This is a genomic window from Enterobacter sp. ENT03, from assembly GCF_019218745.1.
GTDB lineage: Bacteria > Pseudomonadota > Gammaproteobacteria > Enterobacterales > Enterobacteriaceae > Enterobacter_D.
In genome coordinates, this window is the sequence record NZ_JAHUXA010000018.1 from 15,787 (window position 1) to 40,265 (window position 24,479).

The window sequence follows — 24,479 nt, forward strand, 5'->3', positions numbered from 1 at the left end:
AGGATTAACTTAATCGCGGCCAGTAGTCTTTATTGGCGGCAATTAAGTCATCGAGGATCGCTTTGGCGACAGAGGCGCTCGGCACGGTTTTCGAGAGCGTAATAGCCTGCCACAGTTTAAGGTATGACCCCTCCTCCCAGGCATCGACCACCAGTTTTTCCACCGCCACTTGCTGGCTCATCAGCCCTTTCTGGAAGTGCGGAATGTTGCCGACCGTCAGCGGCTCCGGGCCATTTTTTCCTACCAGACAGGGGATCTCCACCATCGCGTCGGCATCAAAATTGGCGATAGCGCCGTTGTTCGGCACGATCAGCAGCATGCGCTGTTGCGTGTTGAAGGCGATGGCCGCCGCCAGGTCGACGATATAAGACGCATGCTCGTCGATTTCCAGCTCACCGGCGGCAGAATGCCCGGCCTCAATAATCGCGCGGCAGGCGCTGAACACGTGCTTCTCCCGGTGATCCATCACCTCGTTCGCCCGTGTACGCGCGGGATTGGCGTGCGCCACAACATAATCCGGGAACAGATAATATTTCAGGTAGGTATTCGGCAGCGTAGCCGGATCCAGCGCCTGCACATCCTTCGCCTTCGCGAACGTATCGTTCCAGCTCGCTTCCGTATGGGCATCATTTGCCGGTGGAATGTAGCCGTGTTCAGCCACGTATTTGCGCAGCGCGGGCATTAAATCGTTGCCTTCCAGGTCCTCTATCGCATGCCACCAGCCAAAATGATTCAGCCCGTAATAGCGGGTGATCATCTGTTTGCGGTCCTGCAGGCCGAGGATCTGCGCCATGCGCCCTTCAATACCAATCGGCATATCGCAGATATTGAGGATTTTGGCCACCGGGCGCAGTCGCCGCGTGGCTTCTGCGACAATCGCCGCCGGATTGGAGTAGTTCAGCATCCAGGCGTGGGGCGAATACGTCTGCATATAATCCACCAGCTCCAGCACGCCGCCAATGGAGCGCATTCCGTAGGCAATACCGCCCGGCCCGCAGGTTTCCTGGCCGACCACGCCGTGTCGCAGCGGGATCTTCTCGTCTTTTTCACGCATCGGGTATTTACCCACGCGGATATGCGCCATCACAAAATCGACATCGCTGAACGCGGTTTGCGGATCGGTGGTATAGCAAAACTCGATGTCCGGTGCCTGTTCACGCAGGATGACTTTACAGGCTTCGGCAATCACCTCCTGGCGCGCGCCATCGTTGTCATAAAACTTCAGCGCCCGTAGCGGCAGACGATCCTGATTGGCGAGTAACATCAACACGATGCCGGGGGTAAAGGTGCTGCCGCCGCCAGCAATGACGACCGAGAATTTTTTCATGATATGACCTCTGTCATGGGGGATGGTTGGTTTGATAAAGGAGCTTTCATCAGGCTTTCCAGCTGATCGCGCACCAGGGGAACGTGCAGGCCGACAATCACCTGAATGGCGTTGCCGCGCCGCACGACACCGTGCGCGCCCAGGGCTTTAAACACCTCGTCACTTTGGGTTTTCGCCATATCGACCAGCGTGATACGCAGCCGCGTGGCGCAGTTATTAACGCTTTCAATATTTGCCGCGCCGCCCAGCGCATGCAGGAAACCAGCGGCCTGCCCTGTTTTGGTCTGTGCCGCCACAGGCGTCCGACCCTGCGCGGCGTTGTAATCGGCTTTGCTGTAGAGTTTGATTTCGCTCTCTTCACGGCCAGGGGTTTTCAGGTTAAAGCGCAGGATCAAGGCGCGGAAAACCACAAACCAGATGGCGGTGAACGTGAGACCAATGCCGAGCTGAATAAACATCACCGAAGCGTGGTTATGGAACATTGGCATCCAGTTGAGGGGTAAAAACTCATTAAGCAAACCGCCGCCGAACATACCGACGACGCCCGCCATATACATGATGGCGGTCATGGTTGCGGCTAACAGCGCGTGAATAACGAACAGAAATGGCGCGATAAATAAGAAGGTAAATTCCAGCGGTTCGGTAATACCGACCAGAATAGCGGTCAGGGTCGCCGGAATTAATAATCCGGCGACTTTCACCCGGTTTTGCGGCGCGGCGGTAAAATAGATCGCCAGTGCAATTCCCGGTGCGCCAAATACTTTGGAATTACCATGCATCGCGAAGCCACCTGCCGGAAAGAGATCTTTTAATGGCTGGGTGCTCTGGCTGAATTCATGAATATGCTGAACCCAGTACGGCTGTAATCCGCCCTCAATGACCACCGGGCCGAAAATAAACGGGCCATAAACAAAATGGTGTAACCCGGTGGGAATTAACAGTCGCTCAAGTAATGTATAGATCCATACGCCCAGCGCCCCGGCACCGCTTAAAAACGTTTGCAGCGACCCAATAGCCACCTGCACTTTTGGCCAGCACAGGAGTGTTAACCATGCGCAGGGGAGCATAACGAAAAAGGCGACAATCACCACAAAAGAGGTGCCCTGAAAAATGCCGAGAAACACCGGCAGGCTCTTATCATAAAAGCGGTTATGGATGGCCGTCACGAGGCCGGAAATGACAATCGCGCCAATAATGCTGGTGTCGAGCGTTTTAATCCCGGCGATCATCGTCAGACCGCTTCCGGCAACGGGTTCACTGTTGAAATTAACGTGAAAAAAATCGCCCCAGGCCATGCCCATCGCGCCAATAAAATAGTTCCAGGTCAGAAAAGAAATTAATACGGCAAGGCAAGCCCGGCCATGCGCCTGTTTAGCCAGGCCCAGCGGCAAACCGACAGCGAAAATAAGCGGCATATTGCGAAATACTGCCCATCCGCCCTCTTCAATAATCTTTACGATTTGAAAAAATAAGCTGTCGGGCCGCGTCAGCGATTCGCCAATAAACAGGGGATTTTGCAGCATAATGGCAATGCCGACGATCATGCCGGCAAACGGAAACAGCAAAACCGGGGTGAACATCGCGCCACCAAAGCGTTGTATTTGACTGAGCATTTTTACATCCTCATAAAACAACAAATGTAGGGTTAATGGTTTTTTGTAGTAATACTGGTGGCTGGAGAATAGAGAGTTGCGGTTCTGGCGACATGACGCGCCGCTGCGTTCCGTGATCCCTTTCATGGTTTTATTTCGCGCTATCAGGTCTACTTTTCTTAAATAAACTGGACATGTTCAGCGGCACTATCCCTGTTCACAGGCACAGAGAGATCTACAGATGATCTATAAATCCATTGCCGAACGATTACGTCTGCGGCTGAATTCTTCGGATTACAATATTGGCAGTCCGTTACCTGGCGAGAAAACGCTGGCGCAGGAATTTGGCGTGGCGCGGATGACCATCCGCAAGGCGATTGATCTGCTGGTGGGCTGGGGATTAGTGGTACGCCGTCATGGCAGCGGCACCTTTGTGGCGCGTAAGGATGTTCATCACGAAACCACCAATCTTACCGGCTTTGTGGAGGTGATGCGCCAGCAGGGGAAAAACGTCTCCAGCAAGGTGCTGGTGTTTGAACTGATGCCCGCGCCGCCCGCCATCGCCAGCCAGTTGCGCATCCAGATTAACGAGCGGATCTACTTTTCACGCCGCATCCGCTATGTGGAGGGCAAACCGCTGATGCTGGAAGACAGTTATATGCCGGTGAAGCTGTTTCGCAACCTGTCGCTGGTGCATCTGGAAGGCTCAAAATTTGATTACATCGAGAAGGAGTGCGGCATAACCATCAGCGGCAATTATGAAAGCCTGACGCCGATGCTGGCGGATAAACAGCTCGCCAGCTTTATCAACGTGCCAGAACATACGCCGCTGCTGCGCATCACGTCCCTTTCCTACAGCGACAGCGGCGAGTTTCTTAACTATTCCGTGATGTACCGTAATACCAGCGAGTACCAGGTGGATTACCACCTGCATCGCATCCGTCCGGAAACCCTGTTAACCCATTCCCCAGAATAATACCGCCAGCAGCTGCGGAGTGATGATGCGCAGAAACATCACCAGCGGGTACACGGTGGCATAGGAGAGCGCGGCCGCACCGCTGGTGGCGTGCAGACCGTTGGCGAAGGCCAGCGCCGGGGGATCGGTCATTGAACCGGCCAGCATGCCGCACAGCGTCAGGTAGTTCATTTTGGTGAAGATACGCGCCAGCAGACCGACGGCGATCAGCGGCACGGCGGTGATCAGCATGCCGTAGCCCATCCAGTTAAGACCGTCGCCGTTAATCAGCGTGTCGATGAAATCGCCGCCGGATTTTAAGCCGACCACCGCCAGAAACAGCACAATTCCCAGCTCACGCAGTGCAAGGTTGGCACTGGGCGGCATAAACCAGTACAGCTTGCCGATGCTGCCGATACGCCCGAGGATCAGCGCCATGATCAGCGGCCCGCCTGCCAGCCCCAGTTTTAACGCCACCGGAAAGCCCGGCACGTACAGGGGAATGGAGCCTAACAGCACGCCGAGGCCGATGCCGATAAATACCGGCAGCATCTGCACCTGCTGGAGTTTTTGCTGCGCGTTGCCGACTTCGGCGGCCACCGCATCAATAGACGCCTGACGTCCCACCAGGTTGAGAATATCACCAAATTGCAGGCTGGCATGGCTGCTGGCCACCAGCTCGACCCCGGCGCGGTTGAGGCGCGAGATCACCACGTCGTAACGCTGCTTGAGGTGCAGATCGCGGATTTTTTTGCCGAGTACCTTTTCGTTAGTCACCACGACACGTTCAACGCGCAGATCGGTGCCGCGCGTGGAGAGCGAGGTATCGACTTCCTGACCGATAACCACCAGCGCGTTACGCAGATCCGCCTCCTGACCAACGAGGTGCAGCAGGTCGCCGTGCATGATCAGCGTGGACGGCGACGGCACCATCAGGGTGTCATCGCGTTTCAGACGGGAGCAGATAATGTTATCGCTGTTAAGTACCGGCACATCCTGGATCGCCATGCGGTTCAGGTTGGGGTTTTCCACGCGGATATTGATGGTTTTAAGCTGAGGATGACCGTTACCGGCGCTCTCCTCATGCTGCTGCGCTTCGTGGTCGATATTGACGCGAAACAGCCGCCGCATCAGCCACATGGTCAGCAGAATGCCGCAGATGCCGAACGGATAGGCCATCGCGTAGCTCATGCCCATCTGATCGACGATGTCGCCCGGCGTGCCTAAATCCCGCAGGATTTGCTGCCCCGCACCCAGCGCGGGCGTGTTAGTGACCGCGCCGGAGAAAATCCCCAGCACGACCGGTAACGGAATGGCAAAAAACTTATGCAGTAGCGTCGTGACCAGCCCGCCCATCACCACAATCAGCACGGCGAACAGGTTGAGGCGTAATCCCGACACCCGCAACGAGGCGAAAAAGCCCGGCCCGACCTGGATACCGATGGTGTACACGAACAGGATCAGACCAAACTCCTGCATCACGTGCAGCATGTCGCTGCTAAGGCCGATCCCGGCCTGATCGACAAAATGCCCGACGATAATGCCGCCAAACAGCACGCCGCCAATCCCAAAACCCACGCCGCGGATTTTGATGTTGCCGATCCACAAACCCACGACAGCAACCAGCGCCAGAATACTGACCGTTAACGCTATCTCACTCATAAAGGGATCCTTGTGAATAACACTAATATTTACAGGGATTTTCGCAGAGCGCAGCGCGGCTGTATGGGTGGTGGCGCACAAAAGGGAGTAAGCAGAGACAAGCAGGCCGGGTCAGCGTGGTGCTGGCCCGGCCAGAAGATCAGCGGTGAGAAAGACTTAGCTGTTCAGCGCAGGACGTTCGCTGATGGCGATACGCTGCGGGGCGATGGCTTCCGGCACGTTGCGGGTCAAATCGATGTGCAACAGGCCGTTGGTGAAGGTCGCGTTATCCACTTCCATATGTTCGGCCAGCGTGAAGCCCAGGCTGAACGGCTGGATGACCAGGCCCTGATGCAGCCATTTCGGTTCACTGGCGGGTTTTTCCGGCGTGCCTTTGATAGTCAGACGCTGCCCTTCCAGCTGGATCTCTAAATCGTCCTGACGGAACCCGGCCAGCGCCAGCGTGATGCGGTAGTGGTTATCGTCGCTTTTTTCGATGTTGTACGGCGGGAAAGACTGGCCTTCAGCCGTGTTTTGCAGCGCATTGGCCAGTTTGTCAAAACCGATCCATTGACGCAGAAGTGGGGACAAATCGTAGTTACGCATGGTTATTCTCCTTCTGTGAAGCGAGTATATTCCTGCCTGTCCGAAGACAGGCATCTACTCCCTGACGGCGAGCAAGGTGTAGCGGGCCGCGCAGGCGACCCTGGCAATTAGTTGATTTCGATACGGCGCGGTTTGTTCGCTTCCGGAATGACACGTTCCAGATCGATATACAGCAGGCCGTTGACCAGGTTAGCGCCACGAATATGAATGTTCTCAGCTAACTGGAATTTGCGCTCGAAGTTGCGTTCGGCGATGCCCTGATAGAGGTAAGTACGCTCTTTCTGGTCGGCGGCATGGGCGCCTTTCACCACCAGCACATTGTCCTGGGCGGTGATCTCCAGTTCGCTTTCTGCAAAACCGGCCACGGCAATGGCGATGCGGTAATGGTTTTCGTCAACCAGTTCAACGTTATACGGAGGGTAACCGCCGTTGCTTTGGGTTTGATTATTTTCTAACAGGTTGAACAGACGATCGAAACCAATGGCAGAACGGTACAGCGGAGAGAGATCGAAATTACGCATAAATAAGCTCCTGAAATCAGCGAGAATTTTAAGCCTTCCACCATGGACAGGCTTGTTGGCCCCCGAACACCCCGCAGGCGTGTTCTTTCCGGGACATAACCTAAAATGGGTGCAGTCGTTTTCTTTTCAAGGGCGTTTATCTGACTTTTTTTTGCACTTTCGCAGCCATTGCTTAGACTGGATTACAGCATAAATTGTTAAATTGCGATGACCGCCACACTGTGGCGCTCCTTCACTACTCTTTTACGTTCAGGATCGCTATAAGCGTGTACGGCCACTCACTATGATCAAATCGTCATGAAAAACGTTCTTCTAACACTGGCTGTCGTAAGCGGGATGATGTCGATCGGCGGCTGCTCCAGCGTAATGTCACATACTGGCGGCAAAGAAGGCATTTACCCCGGAACCAGCGCCAGTAGCAAAATGCTCGGCGATGATGACACCAGCCTCGGCATGAAATCGCTGGTGGCGCTGGATATGCCCTTTACGGCGGTGGTAGATACGCTGCTGCTGCCCTGGGATTTATTCCGCAAAGACAATTCACTGCGATCGCGCGTCGAGAAAAGCGAGCAGGCGAATCTGGCGACTAACTCGGTGATCCCGCCTGCCGTCAGCCCCTGATTTATGATCCCGTTGCCGTTAACCACAGTTGACGGTACCCCTGCGTCTCTTCCATCCAGGCGATATGTCGCCCGTCCGGCGAAAAGACCACCGCGTCGGCGGCGGGTGTATTCTCATGATCGGTTGTCAAAAAGGTGATGTCGCCGCGTTGCGCGTCACACATCGCAATGCGATTTTCCAGCACAAAGCCCAGTGCATCGCCTGACGGATGCCAGTTAAACGCCGACTGAATATCGCTGGTATTGTGCGTCAGCTGGCGCGGCTCCCCGCCCTGGGGCGACATCAGCCACAGCTGAACAATGCCCTGCTCGTCACGCATCAAAAATGCAATGGCAGTGGCTTGTGGATTGCTGCGCACCCAATGCCGCAGCGTGCTCACCAGCCCCGGAAAAGGTCGATCATGCGTAAAGGTCAGACGTTGTTGCACGACGCCTGCGGGCGGCGCGGGCAGCGTATCGGGCGTACCGGCTAAAGGCCGATCGCCCGCCTGTTTCCAGCCTGCTTCTGTGCGCGGCAACGTGACGATAAACAGTTCCGGCACTTTCTCCCCGCGCATCGACAGCGTATCGCCGATAAACGCCAGCGCATGGTTTCCCACCCAGCCCTCTTCATAGGCCCGGTTGATGTCATCGCTGCCCGGCTGCGGTGTGGCGGTGGTGCTGCTGACCAGTACGCACCAGTGGCTGCCGGCATATTCCCGTGGATGCGTACAGGGCGGGTTTACCGGGCCAAAGGGGGCTGCCACGCCGACGTTGCGCAGATCCTGCGCCGGGGAGAGCGTATGCATTACGTGATCGTTATAGGTAAAGCTGACGTAATCCCCGTTCGGACTGTAGACGTGCACATGGCTGCCGCCGCGCAGCGCACCGGGGGTGAAGGGCGCAGTAATGTCCATCGCATCCAGATTACGGGTGTGACCGGCGTGCGTCACCACGCCACGGCGGTGGTGAAAATCGTACTGCCACTCTGCGTCGGGGTTCTCCGGGCCATGAATAAAGACATATTTCTCCGCCGCCGGATGCACCGTCACCACGCCGACGTGCGCGCCCTGGGGGGCGGTATAGATCACCTCGACGGCACCGCTGTGCACATTCACCCGCTCAATGGTACGCCCGGTAAAAGAAGCACCAGAGGGCCGCACGTCATACACCAGCCACTGGCTGTCCGGCGTCCAGGTTTGGGTATTGGTGAGTTGATGGTGTTGTGCAGCAAAAGTGATTTGTTTCATGTCGTTATCCGTTAGCGGGCGTCGTGAGTGCTCAGTACAGCATACTTTTCTGACGACGGCAGCAGGACTTCACACCGACTTCATATTCGTTTTCTGCAGTACCGCCTATTCCCCCTCCCAATGGATAAGCAGATGGAACATTTTGACGTGGCGATTATCGGTTTAGGACCGGCTGGCTCGGCGCTGGCCCGACAGCTAAGCGGCAAGATGCGCGTGATTGCGCTGGATAAAAAACAGCAGTGCGGCAGCGAGGGTTTTAACAAGCCGTGCGGCGGTTTGCTGGCTCCGGATGCCCAGCGTTCGTTCATCCGCGCAGGTATTACCCTGCCGGTCAGCGTTATCGCCAACCCGCAAATCTTCAGCGTTAAAACCGTCGATGTGACCGCCGGGCTAACGCGCAATTACCAGCGCAGCTATATCAATATTAATCGCCATGCGTTTGATTTATGGATGAAATCCCTTATCCCTGACGATGTAGTGGTCCACCACGACAGCCTGTGCCGGAAAATCTGCCGCGCCGGGGATCGCTGGCAGGTCACGTTCATGGCCGACGGCCAGGAGCAGCAGATCACCACCCGCTATCTGGTGGGCGCTGACGGCGCGAACTCGCTGGTGCGCCGCCATCTTTATCCCGATCATCAGATCCGTAAATATGTCGCCATCCAGCAATGGTTTACGGAGCAGCATCCGGTGCCGTTTTACTCCTGCATTTTTGATAATCAGATCACTGACTGCTATTCCTGGAGCATCAGCAAAGACGGCTATTTTATTTTTGGCGGCGCGTATCCGATGAAAGAGGGGCAGGCGCGCTATGAGTCGTTGAAAGAGAAGATGGGCGCGTTCGATTTTCAGTTCAGCGCGCCGGTGAAAAGCGAGAAATGCACTGTACTGTTCCCGTCACGCTGGGCGGATTTTGTCGGCGGCAAAGAGAATGCATTTTTGATCGGCGAAGCCGCAGGGTTTATCAGCGCCAGTTCGCTGGAAGGGATTAGCTATGCGCTGGACAGCGCGGAGATCCTGCATGACGTACTGGTTCAGGAAACCACGCAGGCGAACCAGGCATACTGGCGGGCAACGCGAAAATTACGCGTCAAACTTTACGGCAAGATACTGAAAAGCCGGTGTTTAACCGCACCGGCATTAAGAAAGTGGATAATGCAAAGCAAGGTGGCGCATATCCCGCTCCATCAGGATGCGCAGCCCGCCACAACACTGTGCGGGCTGGCAAATGAGCATTAACCGACGCGCTTCACATCGCCCACCAGCAGGATGTAAGACAGCGCGCCAATCAACGCCACGGCGGAAATATAAACCAGTGCCGGCGCGAAACCATACCCCTGCGCGAGGTAGCCAATCACCAGCGGCACGGTGATCCCACCCAGCCCGCCGACAAAGTTAAACACCCCGCCGGTAAGGCCTATCAGGCGCATCGGCGCAAGGGAAGAGACCAGCGACCAGGTGATAGACGCAAAGCCATTGCCGAAGAACGCGATGGCCATCAGCGTCATGATCCAGACCGGATCGTTCGTGTAGTTCGCGCCCATGATGCAGGTAGAGATCAGTAAACCGCAGATAATCGGCGTCTTGCGTGCCACGCCCAGCGAGAAGCCTTTTTTCACCAGCTTATCCGCCAGCCAGCCGGAAAGCAGTACGCCAAAGAAGGCCGCCAGGAAAGGTACGGTGGTCATAAACCCTGCCTTCAGCGCGGTGATGCCTTTCTCCTGAGTCAGATAGTTGGGGAACCAGGTCAGGAAGAACCACAGCGTGGAGGTAACGGCAAACTGCCCCAGATAAACCCCAAGCAGCTTGCGATGGAAGACCAGTTTCCAGTCTGCCTTCGTCAGCGGCTGACGCTCCGCTTTTTTAACCGGCGCATCGCCATCTATCAGCCCACCGCCGTCACGGATGTAATCCAGCTCGGCTTTGGTGATACTTTTGGTCAGACGCGGCGGCTGATAGACCTTAAACCAGATCAGCGACCAGACAATCCCGATACCGCCGGTGACAATAAATACCCAGTGCCAGCTCAGTATTTCCTGGATCCAGATCAGCAGCGGCGTCAGGAAAGCCAGGCCCACAAATTGCCCGGACGTATAAAAACCCACCGCCGATGCGCGTTCATGTTCCGGGAACCAGCTGGTCACCATCCGGTTATTGGTCGGAAACGCAGGCGCTTCGAAAATACCGGTGATCGCCCGCAGGTCAATCAGTGACATTAATCCGGTAGCAAATCCCTGGAACAGCGTTGCCACCGACCAGCCGAAAATGGCAATAAAATAGGTTAAGCGTGAACCCACCCGATCGAGGAACCAGCCGCCAGGGATCTGGCATAGCGTATAAAGCCAGGCGAACGCCGAAAAGACGTAACCCATCTCCGCTTTGGTGATGCCAAATTCTTCCTGAATATGGGCTGAAGCAACCGCCAGATTTGCCCGGTCAACGTAGCAAATCACCACGGTAATAAAGATCATAACCAGCGTCAGATAACGGCGACGACCAGGTTTTTTAGCAGTAACGGAAATATCCATCGCAATCTGTCTCCAGATTTTGGGCATAGCGAAGCCGCTCACCATGCCCTGTAATTTACAGAGGGTGTCTACGAATTTTTATATTTGCTTAAGAATGCTCTAAATAGTTCGCGTTGCAGGAAGGCGGCAAGATTGCAAATCCCCAGGAGCTTACACGAGTAAGTGACTGGGGTGCGTAATCGCAGCCAACGCACCTGCGGCGTGAAATATGAAGAGCATTTACCACTCGGCGACGGAGCCATCCTCATGCCGCCACAGCGGATTACGCCAGTCCGGCGCATTTTTGCTCAGTTCAATCACGCGCGCTTCGTCGATTTCCACACCCAGGCCCGGTTTGGTGAGCGGTTTAAAGAATCCGCCTTCCATACTGAAGTCTTCTTTATTGTTTACAAAGTCGAGTAATTCCGCGCCCTTGTTATAGTGGATGCCCATGCTTTGCTCCTGGAATACCGCGTTACGCGAGACGAAATCCACATGCAGACAGGCGGCCAGCGCAATGGGTCCCAGAGGACAGTGCGGGGCCAGTGCGACGTCATAGGCTTCAGCCATACCGGCAATTTTGTAGCATTCGGTGATGCCGCCCGCGTGGGACAAATCGGGTTGCAGGATCGCCAGCCCACCGACTTCCAGTACACGTTTAAATTCAAAGCGCGAGAACATACGCTCACCGGCGGCAATAGGAATATGGGTCTGGGCGGCCAGTTTCGGATAATATTCTGCCTGTTCCGCTAATACCGGCTCTTCAATAAATAAAGGTCGGTATTGTTCCAGCTCTTTAATTAATACTTTCGCCATCGGCGCACTCACGCGACCATGAAAATCGAGTCCAAATTCAATATCGTTGCCGAAGGTTTCGCGAATTTGCGCCACCGTATTTACCGCGGTATCCACGGCGCGGGAATTATCGATAATGCCCATCTCTTCACAACCGTTGAGCTTAAACGTATCAAACCCGATACCGCGTAATTTTTTAATGCCTTCGATCACTTCTGCGGGACGATCGCCCCCCACCCAGCTGTAGGCTTTAATTTTGTCACGCACCAGGCCGCCCATCAGTTGCCACACCGGCGCATTCAGGACTTTCCCTTTAATATCCCACAACGCCTGGTCGATACCGGCAATGGCGCTCATCAGGATCGGGCCTCCGCGATAAAAACCCGCCCGGTACATGACCTGCCACAGGTCGTTGATGCGCGCCGGATCCTGACCAATCAGATATTCACTCAGTTCATGCACGGCCGCTTCAACCGTCCGCGCGCGGCCCTCGATAACCGGCTCACCCCAGCCAACCACACCTTCATCGGTGTCGATTTTCAGGAACATCCAGCGCGGGGGTAAACGGTACGTGGTGATGTTGGTTATTTTCATTTCACTGCCTCTCGATACGCCTTAACAAATGCTTTCGCCTGCTGCGCGGTGCGCTCAACGGTCTGTCCTGCGCGATAGAGATCGCTGCCTAAACCCGCCCCCGCGCAGCCTGCATTCAACCATTGCACGAGGTTTTCCGGGGTGACGCCGCCGACCGCAAAGACCGGGACCTCAGGTGGCAGCACCGCTTTCAACGCTTTGATGTAGTCCGGACCAAAAGCCGACGACGGGAATATTTTCAGCGCCTGCGCACCTGCATCCAGCGCGGTAAATGCCTCGCTTGCGGTGGCGCATCCGGGGCAGACGGTCATGCCGTAACTCACCGCCCGGCGAATAACCTCTGGTTGAATATTTGGCGTGACGATAAGCCTGGCCCCCATGCGGTGAAGCTGGTCCACCTGTTCGGGCTTAAGAACCGTGCCTGCGCCGATCAGGGCCTTGTCGCCATAAGCGTCGATAATCGCCGGAAGACTTTTTTCCCACTGCGGTGAGTTCAGCGGGATTTCGACCGCATCAAAGCCGGCCTCAATGACGGCGCCAACATGCGCCAGTGCCTCTTCTGGCGTGATGCCTCGCAGGATCGCGATAAGCGGGAGTTTAGTTTGCCACTGCATGTACGATGCTCCTTATACCTTCCTGAAATGCCGTATCGCCGGAAACCACTGTGGTATGACGACCCACAGCATCCAGCGCTTGCTGATAGCGGCTGGCAAGGGCGTTTCCGGCAACAATCGTGATTGCCTGTTCATTCGCAAAGTGTTCCACCATGCTGGCGACTTCTGCGCCAATCAGCAGACCCGATAAAAATTCACTCACCTGTTCGCGCGGCAGCGTGCCCAAAACATGCGAGGCGCGAACCTCGAAAAGCTGCGGCAAAATAAGCGGGGCGTTAAGGCCACGTTCCAGCCCGGCGGTAAATGCCCCGCAAGCGGATTGCTGTTCCGGTAATCCCGCGCCCACCAGCGAATGCTGTAATAACAGATGGTGTAATTCACCGGTCATCACGGTCCGAAAATCATGGATTTGTTGCGTGTCGGTCTGCACCCATTTGCAGTGCGTACCAGGCATCACATAGACAGAGGAAGGAGAGAGCCTGCGGGCGCCGAGCAATTGCGTCTCTTCGCCACGCATCACATTGTGGTTATCGTCGCGCGAGACTGACAAACCGGGAATAATCCAGATATTGTCGCCAACGGACGTTAATTGCTGACCAATGGCAGAGAATTTTGCGGGAACCGGCAGATAGGGCGCCATTTTCCAGCCCACATTGCTGCCCACCATTCCCGCCATAACGACGGGGGTGTCATCCTCGCGCCAGTTGTCTGTCACTTCAGCTAGCACCGCCTGCGGGGAACGACCGTTAAGTCGCGTGACGCCTGCTTCTGATTGCCTGCTCTCCAGGCATTTTTCACCCTGATAAAGCCAGGCACGCAGGTTGGTCGATCCCCAGTCAATTGCGATGTAGCGAGCTGTCATGTGATTTCCTTTAACCTTCGTGTCGAGCTGGCGATCATCGTTTGGGCCGCCTGCTCTGCCGCATCGCCGTCCTGATGCCTTATCGCATCGAACAGCGCTTTATGTTCCTGGAGCGTTTTGGGCATATTGGCCTCATCGCCCATCCAGGTTCGTTCAAATACCGCTTGCTGTAGCGAGCTGATCGCCACGCTGAGCTGTTGTAAAACGGGGTTGTGCACCGATTTCAATACCGCTTCGTGATAGCGAATATCGGCGTCATTGAACGCGTCCCGATCCTGATTGTTTGCAATCATGTCGTTGAGCGCCGCTTCAATTTCGGCCAGATCGCTTGAGGTTGCCCGTTCTGCCGCCCAGCGAGCGATGGCTGGCTCCACCAGGTTGCGGACCTCGCTCATCGCACTGATCAGCCGCGGGTCATAGTCGTTTTCCAGCACCCATTGCAGTACGTCGGTATCAAGGTAATTCCATTGATTACGCGGCGTGACAAACGCCCCGCGATACCGCTTCATTTCAATCAGCCGTTTTGCCATCAGCGACCGGAAGACTTCACGAATAATGTTGCGCGAGGTTTCAAACTCCTCGCATAACTCGGCTTCCGCCGGTAATGCGGCACCGGGAACGTATTTACCGCTGACAATCTGCGTGCCCAGCGTGATAACGATGCGATCGGTTTTATTGAGTGTCATGGAGAGTCCTTATGCTCTGTAAGTACCCTTCTACTTTACCGCGACCGCTGAATTTCGATGCAATTTTGTAGTACTAACGTGATGGTGTTCATCGTTGCCATGGCCACAATGTAGTACAACAAGATAATGTTGTACTACAATTTAGATCACAAAAACGACAATTGGTGACAAGAATGTTATGAAGGCGTCACTAAGGACGTAAAAAAACCCGCAGCCTGTGCGGGTTTCAGGAATGACAGATAGACTGGTTAATTCAGTACAAACTTCTCAATCGCGTACGCCACGCCGTCTTCAAGGTTGGATTTGGTGACGAAATCCGCCACCTCTTTTACGGAATCAATGGCGTTATCCATCGCCACACCGAGACCGGCGTATTCGATCATCGCAATGTCGTTTTCCTGATCGCCAAGGGTCATGATTTCTTCTGGCGTGATCCCAAGCGTGTCGGCCAGCGATTTTACACCAGTGCCTTTATTGACGCGTTTATCGAGGATTTCGAGGAAGTACGGCGCACTTTTCAGCAAGGTATATCTCTCTTTTACGTCTGCCGGAATGCGCGCAATGGCTTTATCAAGAATGGCCGGTTCGTCAATCATCATCACTTTCAGCAGCTGGATCGCCGGGTCCATTTTTTCCGCTTCGCAGAAGACCAGCGGGATGGTGGCAACGTAGGATTCATGCACCGTGTAGTAGCTGATGTCGCGGTTGGCGGTGTACAGCGTGTTGCGATCCAGCGCGTGGAAGTGCGACCCCACCTCGCGGGAAAGCTGTTCCAGATAACGGTAATCGTCGTAGCTCAGCGTGGTTTGCGCCACCGTGCTGCCATCACTCGCTTTTTGCACCAGCGCGCCGTTGTAGGTGATGCAATAATCACCCGGCTTATCCATATGCAGCTCTCTCAGGTAGTTATGGACTCCGGCATAGGGACGCCCGGTGGTCAGCACAACGTTAACGCCCTTTTCGCGCGCGGCGGCAATCGCCTTTTTGACTCCAGGTGAAATGGTATGGTCCGGCAGCAGCAAAGTACCGTCCATATCGATTGCAATGAGTTTGATAGCCATGAGTTCCCCGCAGTAAATGAGTCTTAACGCATGCTAACGCGATTCTGCTCAAAAAACACGGTAAGAAAGGGGATGGAGTCTGGCGAGGGGATCCCCCTTTTGCGGCCGAAAAAAAGCCCGGTAGCGCTGACGCTGACCGGGCCTGATGCTTTTGTCGCCCCGGTCAGCAACGGGTATGAACCGGAAACATGGGTAACACTTCAGACCGGATACATGGGTAACAGTTATAACTGGCATAGAAGAGGAGACTCGCTATGCCCTGGACTGAGACCCGACCTATGCAACGCCTTGATTTTATCCGTGCCTGCCATGCAGGTACGGACTCCTTTTCAGCCCTTTGCCGGCTTTCTGGCATCAGCCGGAAAACCGGGTACAAATGGCTTGAACGCTTTAATCCTGATGACCTTTCATCCCTCTCTGACCGCTCGCGTGCCCCACACTCCCATTCCCGGGCCGTGCCGGATGATACCGTCAGCCATCTGATTGCGCTGCGGCATAAACATCCTGACTGGGGGCCTAAAAAGCTGAGGATGTGGCTCCTCAATCATCAGGTCGATTTTATCGTGCCCGCCGCCAGTACCATCGGCGATGTCCTCAAACGCGAAGGGCTGGTTCCGGATAAAAAGAGAAAACGCAGAACACCGGGCAACCGCCAGCCGCTGACCACCATCAGTGAAAACAACCAGGTCTGGAGCGCGGATTTTAAAGGCAAGTTCAGACTGCTGAGCAGAGAATACTGCCATCCCTTCACCCTGACGGATAACCACAGCCGGTATCTGCTGAGCTGCCAGGCAACGTCCCGGGAGAGTGAGCCTTTTGTCAGAACGTGTCTGACACAAGCGTTCCTGGAATACGGTCTGCCGGAAGTCCTCAGAACAGACAACGGGCAACCCTTTGCGGGGACAGGCATAGCCGGATTAAGTCGCCTTGCGGTCTGGCTCATCAAGCTGGGCATCAGGCCGGAGCGCATCAGAAAGGGCCATCCGGAAGAGAATGGTCGCCATGAGCGCATGCACCGTTCACTGAAAAGAGCGGTGAGCTGTGGCAATACCTTTATGACCATGGAAGAACAACAGCAGTGGTTCAGAGATTACCGGAATGAGTTTAATCACGAAAGGCCGCATGAAGCGCTGGGTGGAGCAACGCCTGACAGCGTGTGGGAGCCGTCGCCACGCCACTGGGACGGCAGGGTACCGGAATACGATTACCCGGTGGGAGCCATGGTCCACAAGGTAAAGTCGAGAGGGACACTCTTCATGGGTAAAAGGGGAACGGTCTTCCTGAGCGAAGCGCTGACAAACGAGTACATTATGCTGGAAGAACAAGATGATGGCCTGGAGGCCATCATCTTTAACGGAATAACGCTTGCGTACTACGACCGTAAAACCCAGAGTGTGCTGCGGATAGACTAGAAAAGTGTTACCTATGTTCCCGGTCTGATCTGTCACCTGTGTATCCGGTCATACAAACGTGCCACCGGGGAAACGGCTTAAATATCGATGTTCGCTGCTTTCAGGGCGTTCTCTTCGATAAAGGCGCGGCGCGGTTCAACGGCGTCGCCCATTAACGTGGTGAACAGCTGGTCGGCTGCAATTGCATCTTTCACCGTTACACGCAGCATACGGCGGCTGTCCGGATCCATGGTGGTTTCCCACAGCTGATCCGGGTTCATCTCGCCCAGCCCTTTATAACGCTGAATAGACAGACCACGACGGGACTCTTTCACCAGCCAGTCCAGCGCCTGCTCGAAGCTGGCAACCGGCTGACGACGTTCGCCACGCTCGATAAAGGCGTCTTCTTCGATCAGGCCACGCAGTTTCTCACCCAGCGCGCACAGACGGCGGTATTCGCCACCGACAATGAATTCCTGCTCCAGCGGATAATCAGTATCCACACCGTGGGTACGGACGCGCACGATCGGCTCGAACAGTTTCAGTTCAGCGTTCTCGCGCACCGCGACGTTCCAGGTGCTGCCGTGCATTTCGTTTTCATTGAGCGTGTTGATGAGCTGCGTCACCCAGCCGGTCACTTTTGCTTCATCGGCAAGATCGGCTTCCGTCAGCGTCGGCTGATAGATCAGCTCTTTCAGCAGCGCACGCGGGTAGCGACGCTCCATGCGGCCAATCATTTTCTGCGCGCCGTTGAATTCAGCCACCAGTTTTTCCAGTGCTTCACCTGCCAGCGCCGGAGCGTTAGCGTTGGTGTGCAGCGTGGCGCCGTCAAGAGCGATAGAGATCTGATACTGATCCATCGCTTCGTCGTCTTTAATGTACTGTTCCTGCTTGCCTTTCTTCACTTTGTACAGCGGCGGCTGTGCGATGTAGACGTGGCCACGCTCAACGATTTCCGGCATCTGACGGTAGAAGAAGGTCAGCAACAGCGTACGGATGTGCGAGCCATCGACGTCGGCATCGGTCATGATGATGATGCTGTGATAACGTAGTTTATCCGGGTTGTACTCGTCACGGCCAATGCCGCAGCCGAGCGCAGTGATAAGCGTTGCCACTTCCTGAGAGGCGAGCATCTTGTCGAAACGCGCTTTCTCTACGTTAAGGATTTTACCTTTCAGCGGCAGGATGGCCTGATTCTTACGGTTACGCCCCTGCTTGGCAGAGCCGCCCGCAGAGTCCCCTTCCACCAGGTACAGTTCGGAATGAGCCGGGTCGCGCTCCTGGCAATCCGCCAGTTTGCCTGGCAAACCGGCCAGATCCAGTGCGCCTTTACGACGGGTCATTTCACGGGCGCGACGGGCTGCTTCACGGGCGCGTGCCGCATCAATGATTTTGCCAACGACGATTTTCGCGTCAGTCGGGTTTTCCAGCAGGTATTCGGCCAGCAGTTCGTTCATCTGCTGTTCAACCGCGGTTTTCACCTCGGAAGAGACCAGTTTATCTTTGGTCTGCGAGGAGAATTTCGGATCCGGTACTTTCACAGAAACCACGGCAATCAGGCCTTCACGCGCATCGTCGCCGGTGGCGCTGACTTTCGCTTTTTTGCTGTAGCCTTCTTTGTCCATGTAGGCGTTCAGGGTACGGGTCATCGCCGTACGGAAGCCAACCAGGTGCGTACCGCCATCACGCTGCGGGATGTTGTTGGTAAAGCAGTAGATGTTTTCCTGGAAACCATCGTTCCACTGCAATGCCACTTCCACGCCGATACCGTCTTTTTCGGTGGAGAAATAGAACACGTTCGGGTGAATTGGCGTTTTGTTCTTGTTGAGATACTCAACAAACGCTTTGATGCCGCCTTCGTAGTGGAAGTGGTCTTCTTTACCGTCACGTTTGTCGATCAGGCGAATGGACACGCCGGAGTTCAGGAACGACAGTTCGCGCAGACGCTTGGCCAGGATGTCATATTCAAATTCGGTGACGTTGGTGAAGGTTTCATGGCTCGGCCAGAAACGCACCTGCGTCCCGGTAGCGTCGGTTTCGCCGGTAACGGCCAGCGGTGCCTGCGGCACGCCGTGCACGTAAGTCTGCTGGTGGATTTTGCCTTCGCGACGGATCAACAGCTCCAGTTTTTGCGACAGGGCGTTAACCACGGACACGCCCACACCGTGCAGACCACCGGAAACTTTATAGGAGTTATCATCAAATTTACCGCCTGCGTGCAGTACGGTCATGATAACTTCCGCCGCCGATACGCCCTCTTCCGGGTGAATACCGGTCGGGATGCCACGGCCATCGTCCGTTACGGAGACAGAGTTATCGGCGTGGATCGTCACCACAATATCTTTACAGTGACCCGCGAGCGCTTCGTCGATAGCGTTATCCACAACCTCGAATACCATATGGTGCAGGCCGGTGCCGTCATCCGTATCGCCGATATACATACCCGGGCGCTTACGCACCGCATCCAGCCCTTTCAGGACTTTGATACTGGAGGAGTCATAAGAATTCGACATCAACGTTTCTCGCTCATTTAGTCTTGGGTTAATCCGTTATTTTACCCTTTTCCACGGTGAACATCTTCGAATTTTTGTCCGACATGTCCAGAACGTGTTCAGCGCTGATGGCGCTGACAAAGACCTGTGACTGCGTGGCTTTTAAGCGGCTGGCAAGCAGTCCGCGCCGTGCGTCATCAAGCTCTGAGGCAAAATCATCTATCAGGTATAAACAGCGTCGCCCGCTTTCACGGGTTAAGAACTCACCCTGCGCGAGTCGCAATGCACACATCAGCAGCTTTAACTGCCCGCGTGAGAGCGTATCTTCCACCGGCGCACCGTCGGCACGAATGCGGAAATCCGCCTTGTGCGGGCCATGCGCCGTGTACGTCAGCATGCGATCGCGCTCGAAGCTGCGCTCCAGCACGTCGGCATAATCAGTCTCTTTTTCCCAGCCGCGCTGGAAAGAGAAGCTCAGGGTAAATTCGGGCAGAAACTGTTTACAGGTATCCGCCATATCTTCAGCGATAGCGGCGCTGTATTCGGCACGCCACTGGCTGATTTGTTCCGCCAGCGGGATCAGTTCCTTATCCCACGGGCGCAATTGCGCATAGTGGCTTACCTGGCGCAGCGCGGCGTTGCGTTGTTTCAGCAGGCGCTTCAGGTTGCTCCAGGCGGTAAAGAATCCGGTTTCATTGTGAAAGCATCCCCAGTCGATGAATGCTCTTCTGTATTTGGGGCCGCCGTTGAGTAAAGTAAACCCCTCGGGCGTAATCAGCTGCATCGGCATCAGCAGCGCCAGTTCCGCGACCTTATGGCCGTCGGTGCCGTCGATGCGTACCGTGCTGTCGCCCAGTTTGTCTTTGGTCAGACCGATTAAGGTTTCGCGCTCTTCGCCCTGCAGGCGACCATGCAGAATAAAAGATCCCTGCTCGTGACGAATGACGCGACCAATTTGCAGACTGCGAAAAGCCCGGCCATGGCCCAGGGTGTAGATCGCCTCCAGCACGCTGGTTTTGCCGCTACCGTTCGCGCCAACCAGAAAGTTAAAGCCGGGGGATAAAGCGAGATCCGCGCTTTCAATATTGCGAAAGTCGCGGATCAACAAGCGGGTGAGCGACATTACAATCTCATTGGCATGACAACGTAAGCCGCGCTTTGGCTGGCTGCATCTTCAATCTGCACGCTGGACACTGAGTCCGTCAGCATCATGCGGACGTTTTCGCACTTCAGCGCGTTGAGCACATCCAGCACGTAACTGACGTTAAAGCCAATTTCCATATCCGTGCCGCCGTAAGTGACGTCGAGGATCTCTTCCGCCTCTTCCTGCTCAGGGTTATTGGCAGTAATTTTGATCTGATTCTGGCTGACGTACAGCCGCACGCCGCGGAACTTCTCGTTCGAGAGGATCGCCGCACGGGCAAACGCCTGTTTCAGGATGTCGCAGCCGGCTTCCAGATGCTTGTCCGGATTTTTCGGCAATACGCGGCGATAATCCGGGAAACGGCCATCAACCAGCTTCGAGGTGAAGATAAAATCGCCGACATGCGCACGAATATTGTTGCTGCCGATTTGAATGCGCAGCGGCGAATCGCCGCCGTCCAGCATACGCATCAGCTCGATAACGCCTTTACGCGGCACGATCACCGAATGGTTGGGCAGTGACTGACCCACCGGCATAGAGCAGACCGCCAGGCGGTGACCATCGGTCGCCACGGTGCGCAGCTCTTCGCCTTCGGTTTCAAACAGCATGCCGTTTAAGTAATAACGCACGTCTTGATGCGCCATGGAAAACTGGGTCGCTTCGATCAGACGCTTCATGGTCGCCTGCGGAAGCGTAAATTCAACTTCGCTCTGCCAGTCGTCCAGGTTCGGGAAATCAGCCGCCGGCAGGGTCGACAGCGAGAAACGGCTGCGCCCGGAGCGCACCAGCATACGGTCGCCCTCCAATTGTACGGCGATCTCGGCACCTTCCGGCAGACCACGGCAAATATCAAAGAATTTGCGCGCCGGAACGGTAGTCGCGCCCGGTTCGTGCGGCTGCAGCAGCGCGACGCGGGCCACCATTTCCATTTCCAGATCGGTACCGGTCAGCGACAGTGCGCCGTCTGCCACTTGCAGCAGGAGGTTACCCAGAATAGGCAGCGTAGGACGACCACCCAGCGGGCCACTGACCTGCTGGAGCGGCTTGAGTAAATGTTCACGTTCAACGGTAAATTTCATAGCGTCACTTTCATCGCATCACGAAGATAATGTTCTGATTAAATTGGAAAAGTCTTCTTTGATATCATGACTTTCTTCACGCAACTGCTCGATCTTACGGCAGGCATGCAGCACGGTAGTGTGGTCGCGGCCCCCAAACGCATCGCCGATTTCCGGCAGGCTGTGGTTGGTGAGCTCTTTCGCCAGCGCCATCGCCATCTGGCGTGGTCGCGCTACCGAGCGGGAGCGGCGTTTGGACAGCAAATCCGCCACTTTGATTTTGTAGTACTCCGCCACCGTCTTCTGAATGTTGTCGATGGTGACCAGTTTTTCCTGTAACGCCAGCAGATCGCGCAGGGCTTCCCGCACGAAATCAATGGTAATGGCGCGACCGGTAAAGTTCGCATTGGCAATGACGCGGTTCAGTGCGCCTTCCAGTTCACGCACGTTCGAGCGCAGACGCTTGGCAATAAAGAACGCCACTTCACCCGGCAGACGAATGTCGTTTTCGTCAGCTTTCTTCATCAGGATCGCCACGCGGGTTTCTAACTCCGGCGGTTCGATCGCGACGGTCAGCCCCCAGCCGAAGCGGGATTTCAGACGATCCTCAACACCGTTGATCTCTTTGGGATAACGATCCGAGGTGAGAATGATCTGTTGATTACCTTCCAGCAGGGCGTTGAAGGTGTGGAAAAACTCTTCCTGGGATCGTTCTTTATTCGCAAAGAATTGAATGTCATCGATCAGCAGGGCGTCAACGGAGCGGTAGTAGCGTTTAAACTCTTCGATCGCGTTGTTTTGCAGGGCTTTTACCATGTCCTGAACAAAACGCTCGGAGTGCATATACACCACTTTGGCATTCGGCTTGCGCGCCACAATGCCGTTACCCACCGCATGCAACAGGTGCGTTTTACCCAGACCCGTACCACCATAAAGGAAGAGCGGGTTGTATGCGCCGCCTGGGTTATCCGCCACCTGACGCGCCGCAGCACGGGCCAGCTGGTTAGATTTACCTTCAACGAAGTTATCAAAGGTGTGTTTAACGTTGACGTTGGAGCGATAGGTTGGCTCCGCTGGTGCCGGGACGTTATCCCAGCCAGAGCGGGCAAGCGCAGGGCGCGGGGCAGGTACCGCCGCCACTTGCGCGGGTGCGGCCACATTCACCGTTTCCCTGACAGTTTGCGTTACCGGCTTAGTCCCCACTTCAAAACGCAGCTGTGGGGCGTCGGTACCGCAGAAATCATTGAGCAGTCCATTGATATTATTAAGGTATTTGTCCCTTACCCAATCGAGAACAAAACGGTTGGGCGCGTACAAAGCCAGCGTGTTATCACTCAGTTCCGCCTGCAACGGGCGGATCCACATACTAAATTCTGTGGCTGGTAACTCATCCTGCAATCGGGCAAGACACTGCTGCCAAAGCGAAAGTGACACGGCGGACTCCACTCGAACAAAGTCGATAAAATGACAAAGGCTGAAAATTCGTGATTGTTGACACACGTCGAAAAGGTCCCTGAAAGACCCTGAAGGGTGACGTGCGAACCGCTATCTGCGATTTGTCCCTTTCTGCGATCGAGGATCGTGATCGGGACCGCGGATCATAGCGTAAACAGCCGAAGAGATCTTGTGTTTCTCACAGATTCTTCACTATTTATCCACAGGGCGATCCGAACCGGGTAAGTGTAAACGATCCTGGCAGGGGGGTGGCAGGATTTAGCCCGCATATTGGAAAATATGCTGAGCAGCGCCAAAATTTTGCTTAATTGATCTCAGGAAGATCCTTGAGGATCCTTGCGCTTTCGTCGCCAGCCCGTATAATCCTCCACCCGGCGCGCAGCGTATGATTTTTGTCGTTTAAGGCTGTTCATTTTACAGACAGAATCGTGCGAAAATACGCGGGATATAAGGAAAGAGAATTGACTCCGGAGTGTACAATTATTACAATCCGGCCTCTTTATTCACCAACACTGAAGCGTACGCAGTTGGCATTGCCAAACGAGCAGGCGCAAAAGTCAGTGAAATCATTCAAGTTTAGGTAGAAATCGCCATGAAACGCACTTTTCAACCGTCTGTACTGAAGCGCAACCGCTCTCACGGCTTCCGCGCTCGTATGGCAACTAAAAATGGTCGTCAGGTCCTGGCACGTCGTCGTGCTAAAGGCCGTTCCCGTCTGACCGTTTCCAAGTAATAAAGCTAACCCTGCGTGGTTAAGCTCGCATTTCCCAGGGAGTTACGCTTGTTAACTCCCAATCATTTCACATTCGTCTTCCAGCAGCCACAACGGGCTGGCACGCCGCAAATCACCATCCTCGGCCGCCTGAATTCGCTGGGGCATCCCCGTATCGGTCTTACCGTCGCCAAGAAAAATGTTAAACGTGCGCATGAACGCAACAGGATCAAACGCCTGACGCGCGAAAGCTTCCGTTTACGCCAGCATGAACTTCCTGCAATGGATTTCGTGGTGGTGGCGAAAAAGGGGGTTGCTGACCTCGATAACCGTGCTCTCTCGGAAGCGTTGGAAAAATTATGGCGCCGTCACTGTCGCCTGGCTCACGGCTCCTGATAGCCCTGATAAGGGTTTATCAACGCCTGATTAGTCCGCTACTCGGGCCACATTGCCGTTTCACTCCAACCTGCTCGGCCTACGGAATTGAGGCATTGCGCAGGTTTGGAGTGATAAAAGGCAGTTGGTTGACGGTGAAACGCGTATTAAAATGCCACCCTTTACACCCGGGTGGCGACGACCCCGTCCCGCCAGGACCTTTTAATACCAGAGAACACTAA

General features: G+C 55.1%; 23 protein-coding genes and 1 other annotated feature. Of the genes, 7 read left to right on the forward strand and 16 right to left on the reverse strand.

The genetic code is table 11. The features are described 5' to 3' along the window. Positions 1-4: 4 nt before the first annotated feature. Positions 5-1,327, reverse strand: a complete 1,323-nt coding sequence (locus KW828_RS18005; protein WP_218337671.1) for a 6-phospho-alpha-glucosidase — start codon at positions 1,325-1,327, stop codon at positions 5-7. Next, a complete protein-coding gene (locus KW828_RS18010; RefSeq protein WP_218337672.1) occupies positions 1,324-2,940 on the reverse strand; it encodes an alpha-glucoside-specific PTS transporter subunit IIBC in 1,617 nt (538 codons plus the stop codon). Before KW828_RS18010 ends, KW828_RS18005 begins: the two co-directional genes overlap by 4 nt. Before the next feature lie 220 nt (positions 2,941-3,160). Between KW828_RS18010 and KW828_RS18015 the strand changes: the two genes are divergently transcribed. Further along, entirely contained in the window at positions 3,161-3,895 is a 735-nt protein-coding gene (locus KW828_RS18015; RefSeq protein ID WP_218337673.1) for a GntR family transcriptional regulator, read from the forward strand. On the opposite strand, the gene KW828_RS18020 is transcribed toward KW828_RS18015, so the two are convergent. The 3 genes from KW828_RS18020 to ibpA all read right to left on the reverse strand — a co-directional run bounded on the left by KW828_RS18020 (position 3,875) and on the right by ibpA (position 6,642). Then, a complete protein-coding gene (locus KW828_RS18020; protein WP_218337674.1) occupies positions 3,875-5,536 on the reverse strand; it encodes a putative transporter in 1,662 nt (553 codons plus the stop codon). The two genes, KW828_RS18015 and KW828_RS18020, sit on opposite strands and share 21 nt — an antisense overlap. Before the next feature lie 156 nt (positions 5,537-5,692). Continuing rightward, positions 5,693-6,121, reverse strand: coding sequence for a small heat shock chaperone IbpB (ibpB, locus tag KW828_RS18025; RefSeq protein WP_088221246.1), 429 nt, complete (start codon positions 6,119-6,121; stop codon positions 5,693-5,695). A gap of 107 nt (positions 6,122-6,228) precedes the next feature. After that, the gene (gene ibpA / locus KW828_RS18030; RefSeq protein WP_218337675.1) at positions 6,229-6,642 is read right to left on the reverse strand and encodes a small heat shock chaperone IbpA; all 414 of its coding nucleotides are present in this window, start codon (positions 6,640-6,642) and stop codon (positions 6,229-6,231) included. After that, positions 6,636-6,706 (reverse strand) — a sequence feature (ROSE (Repression Of Heat Shock gene Expression) occurs in the 5'-region of heat shock genes and acts as an RNA thermometer to modulate expression.). (Overlaps the previous gene by 7 nt.) A gap of 233 nt (positions 6,707-6,939) precedes the next feature. On the opposite strand from ibpA, the gene KW828_RS18035 reads away from it, so the two are divergent. Then, positions 6,940-7,263 (forward strand): YceK/YidQ family lipoprotein, encoded by a 324-nt coding sequence (locus KW828_RS18035; protein WP_218337676.1) that lies wholly within the window; start codon positions 6,940-6,942, stop codon positions 7,261-7,263. Position 7,264: 1 nt separating this feature from the next. On the opposite strand, the gene KW828_RS18040 is transcribed toward KW828_RS18035, so the two are convergent. After that, complete coding sequence (locus tag KW828_RS18040; RefSeq protein WP_218337677.1) at positions 7,265-8,491, reverse strand: DUF3748 domain-containing protein; 1,227 nt, start codon at positions 8,489-8,491, stop codon at positions 7,265-7,267. A 132-nt stretch (positions 8,492-8,623) separates the two neighbouring features. Between KW828_RS18040 and cbrA the strand changes: the two genes are divergently transcribed. After that, positions 8,624-9,730: a colicin M resistance lipid reductase CbrA gene (gene cbrA, locus KW828_RS18045; RefSeq protein WP_218337678.1), complete on the forward strand. Its 1,107-nt coding sequence runs from the start codon at positions 8,624-8,626 to the stop codon at positions 9,728-9,730. On the opposite strand, the gene KW828_RS18050 is transcribed toward cbrA, so the two are convergent. From KW828_RS18050 to yidA, 6 genes are all read right to left on the reverse strand, one after another. Beyond that, positions 9,727-11,064: an MFS transporter gene (locus KW828_RS18050; protein WP_218337679.1), complete on the reverse strand. Its 1,338-nt coding sequence runs from the start codon at positions 11,062-11,064 to the stop codon at positions 9,727-9,729. The two genes, cbrA and KW828_RS18050, sit on opposite strands and share 4 nt — an antisense overlap. 174 nt (positions 11,065-11,238) lie before the next feature. Continuing rightward, complete coding sequence (gene dgoD, locus KW828_RS18055) at positions 11,239-12,387, reverse strand: galactonate dehydratase (RefSeq protein ID WP_218337680.1); 1,149 nt, start codon at positions 12,385-12,387, stop codon at positions 11,239-11,241. Continuing rightward, on the reverse strand, positions 12,384-13,001 hold the full coding sequence (locus tag KW828_RS18060) for a 2-dehydro-3-deoxy-6-phosphogalactonate aldolase (protein WP_218337681.1): 618 nt from the start codon (positions 12,999-13,001) through the stop codon (positions 12,384-12,386). The genes dgoD and KW828_RS18060 overlap by 4 nt, the downstream gene beginning before the upstream one ends. Then, complete coding sequence (locus KW828_RS18065; protein ID WP_218337682.1) at positions 12,985-13,863, reverse strand: 2-dehydro-3-deoxygalactonokinase; 879 nt, start codon at positions 13,861-13,863, stop codon at positions 12,985-12,987. Before KW828_RS18065 ends, KW828_RS18060 begins: the two co-directional genes overlap by 17 nt. Further along, positions 13,860-14,549: a D-galactonate utilization transcriptional regulator DgoR gene (dgoR, locus tag KW828_RS18070; RefSeq protein ID WP_129363921.1), complete on the reverse strand. Its 690-nt coding sequence runs from the start codon at positions 14,547-14,549 to the stop codon at positions 13,860-13,862. Before dgoR ends, KW828_RS18065 begins: the two co-directional genes overlap by 4 nt. Before the next feature lie 248 nt (positions 14,550-14,797). Continuing rightward, positions 14,798-15,610 carry a sugar-phosphatase gene (gene yidA, locus KW828_RS18075; RefSeq protein ID WP_218337683.1) on the reverse strand — a complete coding sequence of 271 codons (813 nt, stop codon included), beginning with the start codon at positions 15,608-15,610 and terminating at the stop codon, positions 14,798-14,800. Between the two features lie 254 nt (positions 15,611-15,864). On the opposite strand from yidA, the gene KW828_RS18080 reads away from it, so the two are divergent. Beyond that, the gene (locus tag KW828_RS18080) at positions 15,865-17,022 is read left to right on the forward strand and encodes a DDE-type integrase/transposase/recombinase (RefSeq protein WP_218337684.1); all 1,158 of its coding nucleotides are present in this window, start codon (positions 15,865-15,867) and stop codon (positions 17,020-17,022) included. A 77-nt stretch (positions 17,023-17,099) separates the two neighbouring features. Here the strand turns inward: KW828_RS18080 and gyrB are convergent, their stop codons facing one another. The 4 genes from gyrB to dnaA are packed head-to-tail and all read right to left on the reverse strand — an operon-like array spanning position 17,100 to position 23,129. Continuing rightward, positions 17,100-19,514, reverse strand: a complete 2,415-nt coding sequence (gyrB, locus tag KW828_RS18085; RefSeq protein ID WP_218337685.1) for a DNA topoisomerase (ATP-hydrolyzing) subunit B — start codon at positions 19,512-19,514, stop codon at positions 17,100-17,102. A 28-nt stretch (positions 19,515-19,542) separates the two neighbouring features. After that, positions 19,543-20,616, reverse strand: coding sequence for a DNA replication/repair protein RecF (gene recF / locus KW828_RS18090; RefSeq protein ID WP_088221258.1), 1,074 nt, complete (start codon positions 20,614-20,616; stop codon positions 19,543-19,545). After that, positions 20,616-21,716, reverse strand: coding sequence for a DNA polymerase III subunit beta (dnaN, locus tag KW828_RS18095; protein ID WP_218337686.1), 1,101 nt, complete (start codon positions 21,714-21,716; stop codon positions 20,616-20,618). The genes recF and dnaN overlap by 1 nt, the downstream gene beginning before the upstream one ends. A gap of 18 nt (positions 21,717-21,734) precedes the next feature. Continuing rightward, complete coding sequence (gene dnaA / locus KW828_RS18100; RefSeq protein ID WP_218337687.1) at positions 21,735-23,129, reverse strand: chromosomal replication initiator protein DnaA; 1,395 nt, start codon at positions 23,127-23,129, stop codon at positions 21,735-21,737. A 613-nt stretch (positions 23,130-23,742) separates the two neighbouring features. On the opposite strand from dnaA, the gene rpmH reads away from it, so the two are divergent. Genes rpmH through yidD form a run of 3 tightly spaced genes read left to right on the forward strand, consistent with a single transcriptional unit; the run spans position 23,743 to position 24,479 of the window. Further along, positions 23,743-23,883, forward strand: a complete 141-nt coding sequence (gene rpmH / locus KW828_RS18105) for a 50S ribosomal protein L34 (protein ID WP_003849659.1) — start codon at positions 23,743-23,745, stop codon at positions 23,881-23,883. A 15-nt stretch (positions 23,884-23,898) separates the two neighbouring features. Next, on the forward strand, positions 23,899-24,258 hold the full coding sequence (gene rnpA / locus KW828_RS18110; RefSeq protein ID WP_088221260.1) for a ribonuclease P protein component: 360 nt from the start codon (positions 23,899-23,901) through the stop codon (positions 24,256-24,258). Then, positions 24,222-24,479, forward strand: a complete 258-nt coding sequence (gene yidD, locus KW828_RS18115; protein ID WP_088221261.1) for a membrane protein insertion efficiency factor YidD — start codon at positions 24,222-24,224, stop codon at positions 24,477-24,479. The genes rnpA and yidD overlap by 37 nt, the downstream gene beginning before the upstream one ends.

Coding starts and splice junctions, on each gene's coding strand:
- KW828_RS18005 (WP_218337671.1), bottom strand. CDS start 1,327: ATGAAAAAATTCTCGGTCGTCATTGCTGGCGGCGGCAGCACCTTTACC.
- KW828_RS18010 (WP_218337672.1), bottom strand. CDS start 2,940: ATGCTCAGTCAAATACAACGCTTTGGTGGCGCGATGTTCACCCCGGTT.
- KW828_RS18015 (WP_218337673.1), top strand. CDS start 3,161: ATGATCTATAAATCCATTGCCGAACGATTACGTCTGCGGCTGAATTCT.
- KW828_RS18020 (WP_218337674.1), bottom strand. CDS start 5,536: ATGAGTGAGATAGCGTTAACGGTCAGTATTCTGGCGCTGGTTGCTGTC.
- ibpB (WP_088221246.1), bottom strand. CDS start 6,121: ATGCGTAACTACGATTTGTCCCCACTTCTGCGTCAATGGATCGGTTTT.
- ibpA (WP_218337675.1), bottom strand. CDS start 6,642: ATGCGTAATTTCGATCTCTCTCCGCTGTACCGTTCTGCCATTGGTTTC.
- KW828_RS18035 (WP_218337676.1), top strand. CDS start 6,940: ATGAAAAACGTTCTTCTAACACTGGCTGTCGTAAGCGGGATGATGTCG.
- KW828_RS18040 (WP_218337677.1), bottom strand. CDS start 8,491: ATGAAACAAATCACTTTTGCTGCACAACACCATCAACTCACCAATACC.
- cbrA (WP_218337678.1), top strand. CDS start 8,624: ATGGAACATTTTGACGTGGCGATTATCGGTTTAGGACCGGCTGGCTCG.
- KW828_RS18050 (WP_218337679.1), bottom strand. CDS start 11,064: ATGGTGAGCGGCTTCGCTATGCCCAAAATCTGGAGACAGATTGCGATG.
- dgoD (WP_218337680.1), bottom strand. CDS start 12,387: ATGAAAATAACCAACATCACCACGTACCGTTTACCCCCGCGCTGGATG.
- KW828_RS18060 (WP_218337681.1), bottom strand. CDS start 13,001: ATGCAGTGGCAAACTAAACTCCCGCTTATCGCGATCCTGCGAGGCATC.
- KW828_RS18065 (WP_218337682.1), bottom strand. CDS start 13,863: ATGACAGCTCGCTACATCGCAATTGACTGGGGATCGACCAACCTGCGT.
- dgoR (WP_129363921.1), bottom strand. CDS start 14,549: ATGACACTCAATAAAACCGATCGCATCGTTATCACGCTGGGCACGCAG.
- yidA (WP_218337683.1), bottom strand. CDS start 15,610: ATGGCTATCAAACTCATTGCAATCGATATGGACGGTACTTTGCTGCTG.
- KW828_RS18080 (WP_218337684.1), top strand. CDS start 15,865: ATGCCCTGGACTGAGACCCGACCTATGCAACGCCTTGATTTTATCCGT.
- gyrB (WP_218337685.1), bottom strand. CDS start 19,514: ATGTCGAATTCTTATGACTCCTCCAGTATCAAAGTCCTGAAAGGGCTG.
- recF (WP_088221258.1), bottom strand. CDS start 20,616: ATGTCGCTCACCCGCTTGTTGATCCGCGACTTTCGCAATATTGAAAGC.
- dnaN (WP_218337686.1), bottom strand. CDS start 21,716: ATGAAATTTACCGTTGAACGTGAACATTTACTCAAGCCGCTCCAGCAG.
- rpmH (WP_003849659.1), top strand. CDS start 23,743: ATGAAACGCACTTTTCAACCGTCTGTACTGAAGCGCAACCGCTCTCAC.
- yidD (WP_088221261.1), top strand. CDS start 24,222: ATGGCGCCGTCACTGTCGCCTGGCTCACGGCTCCTGATAGCCCTGATA.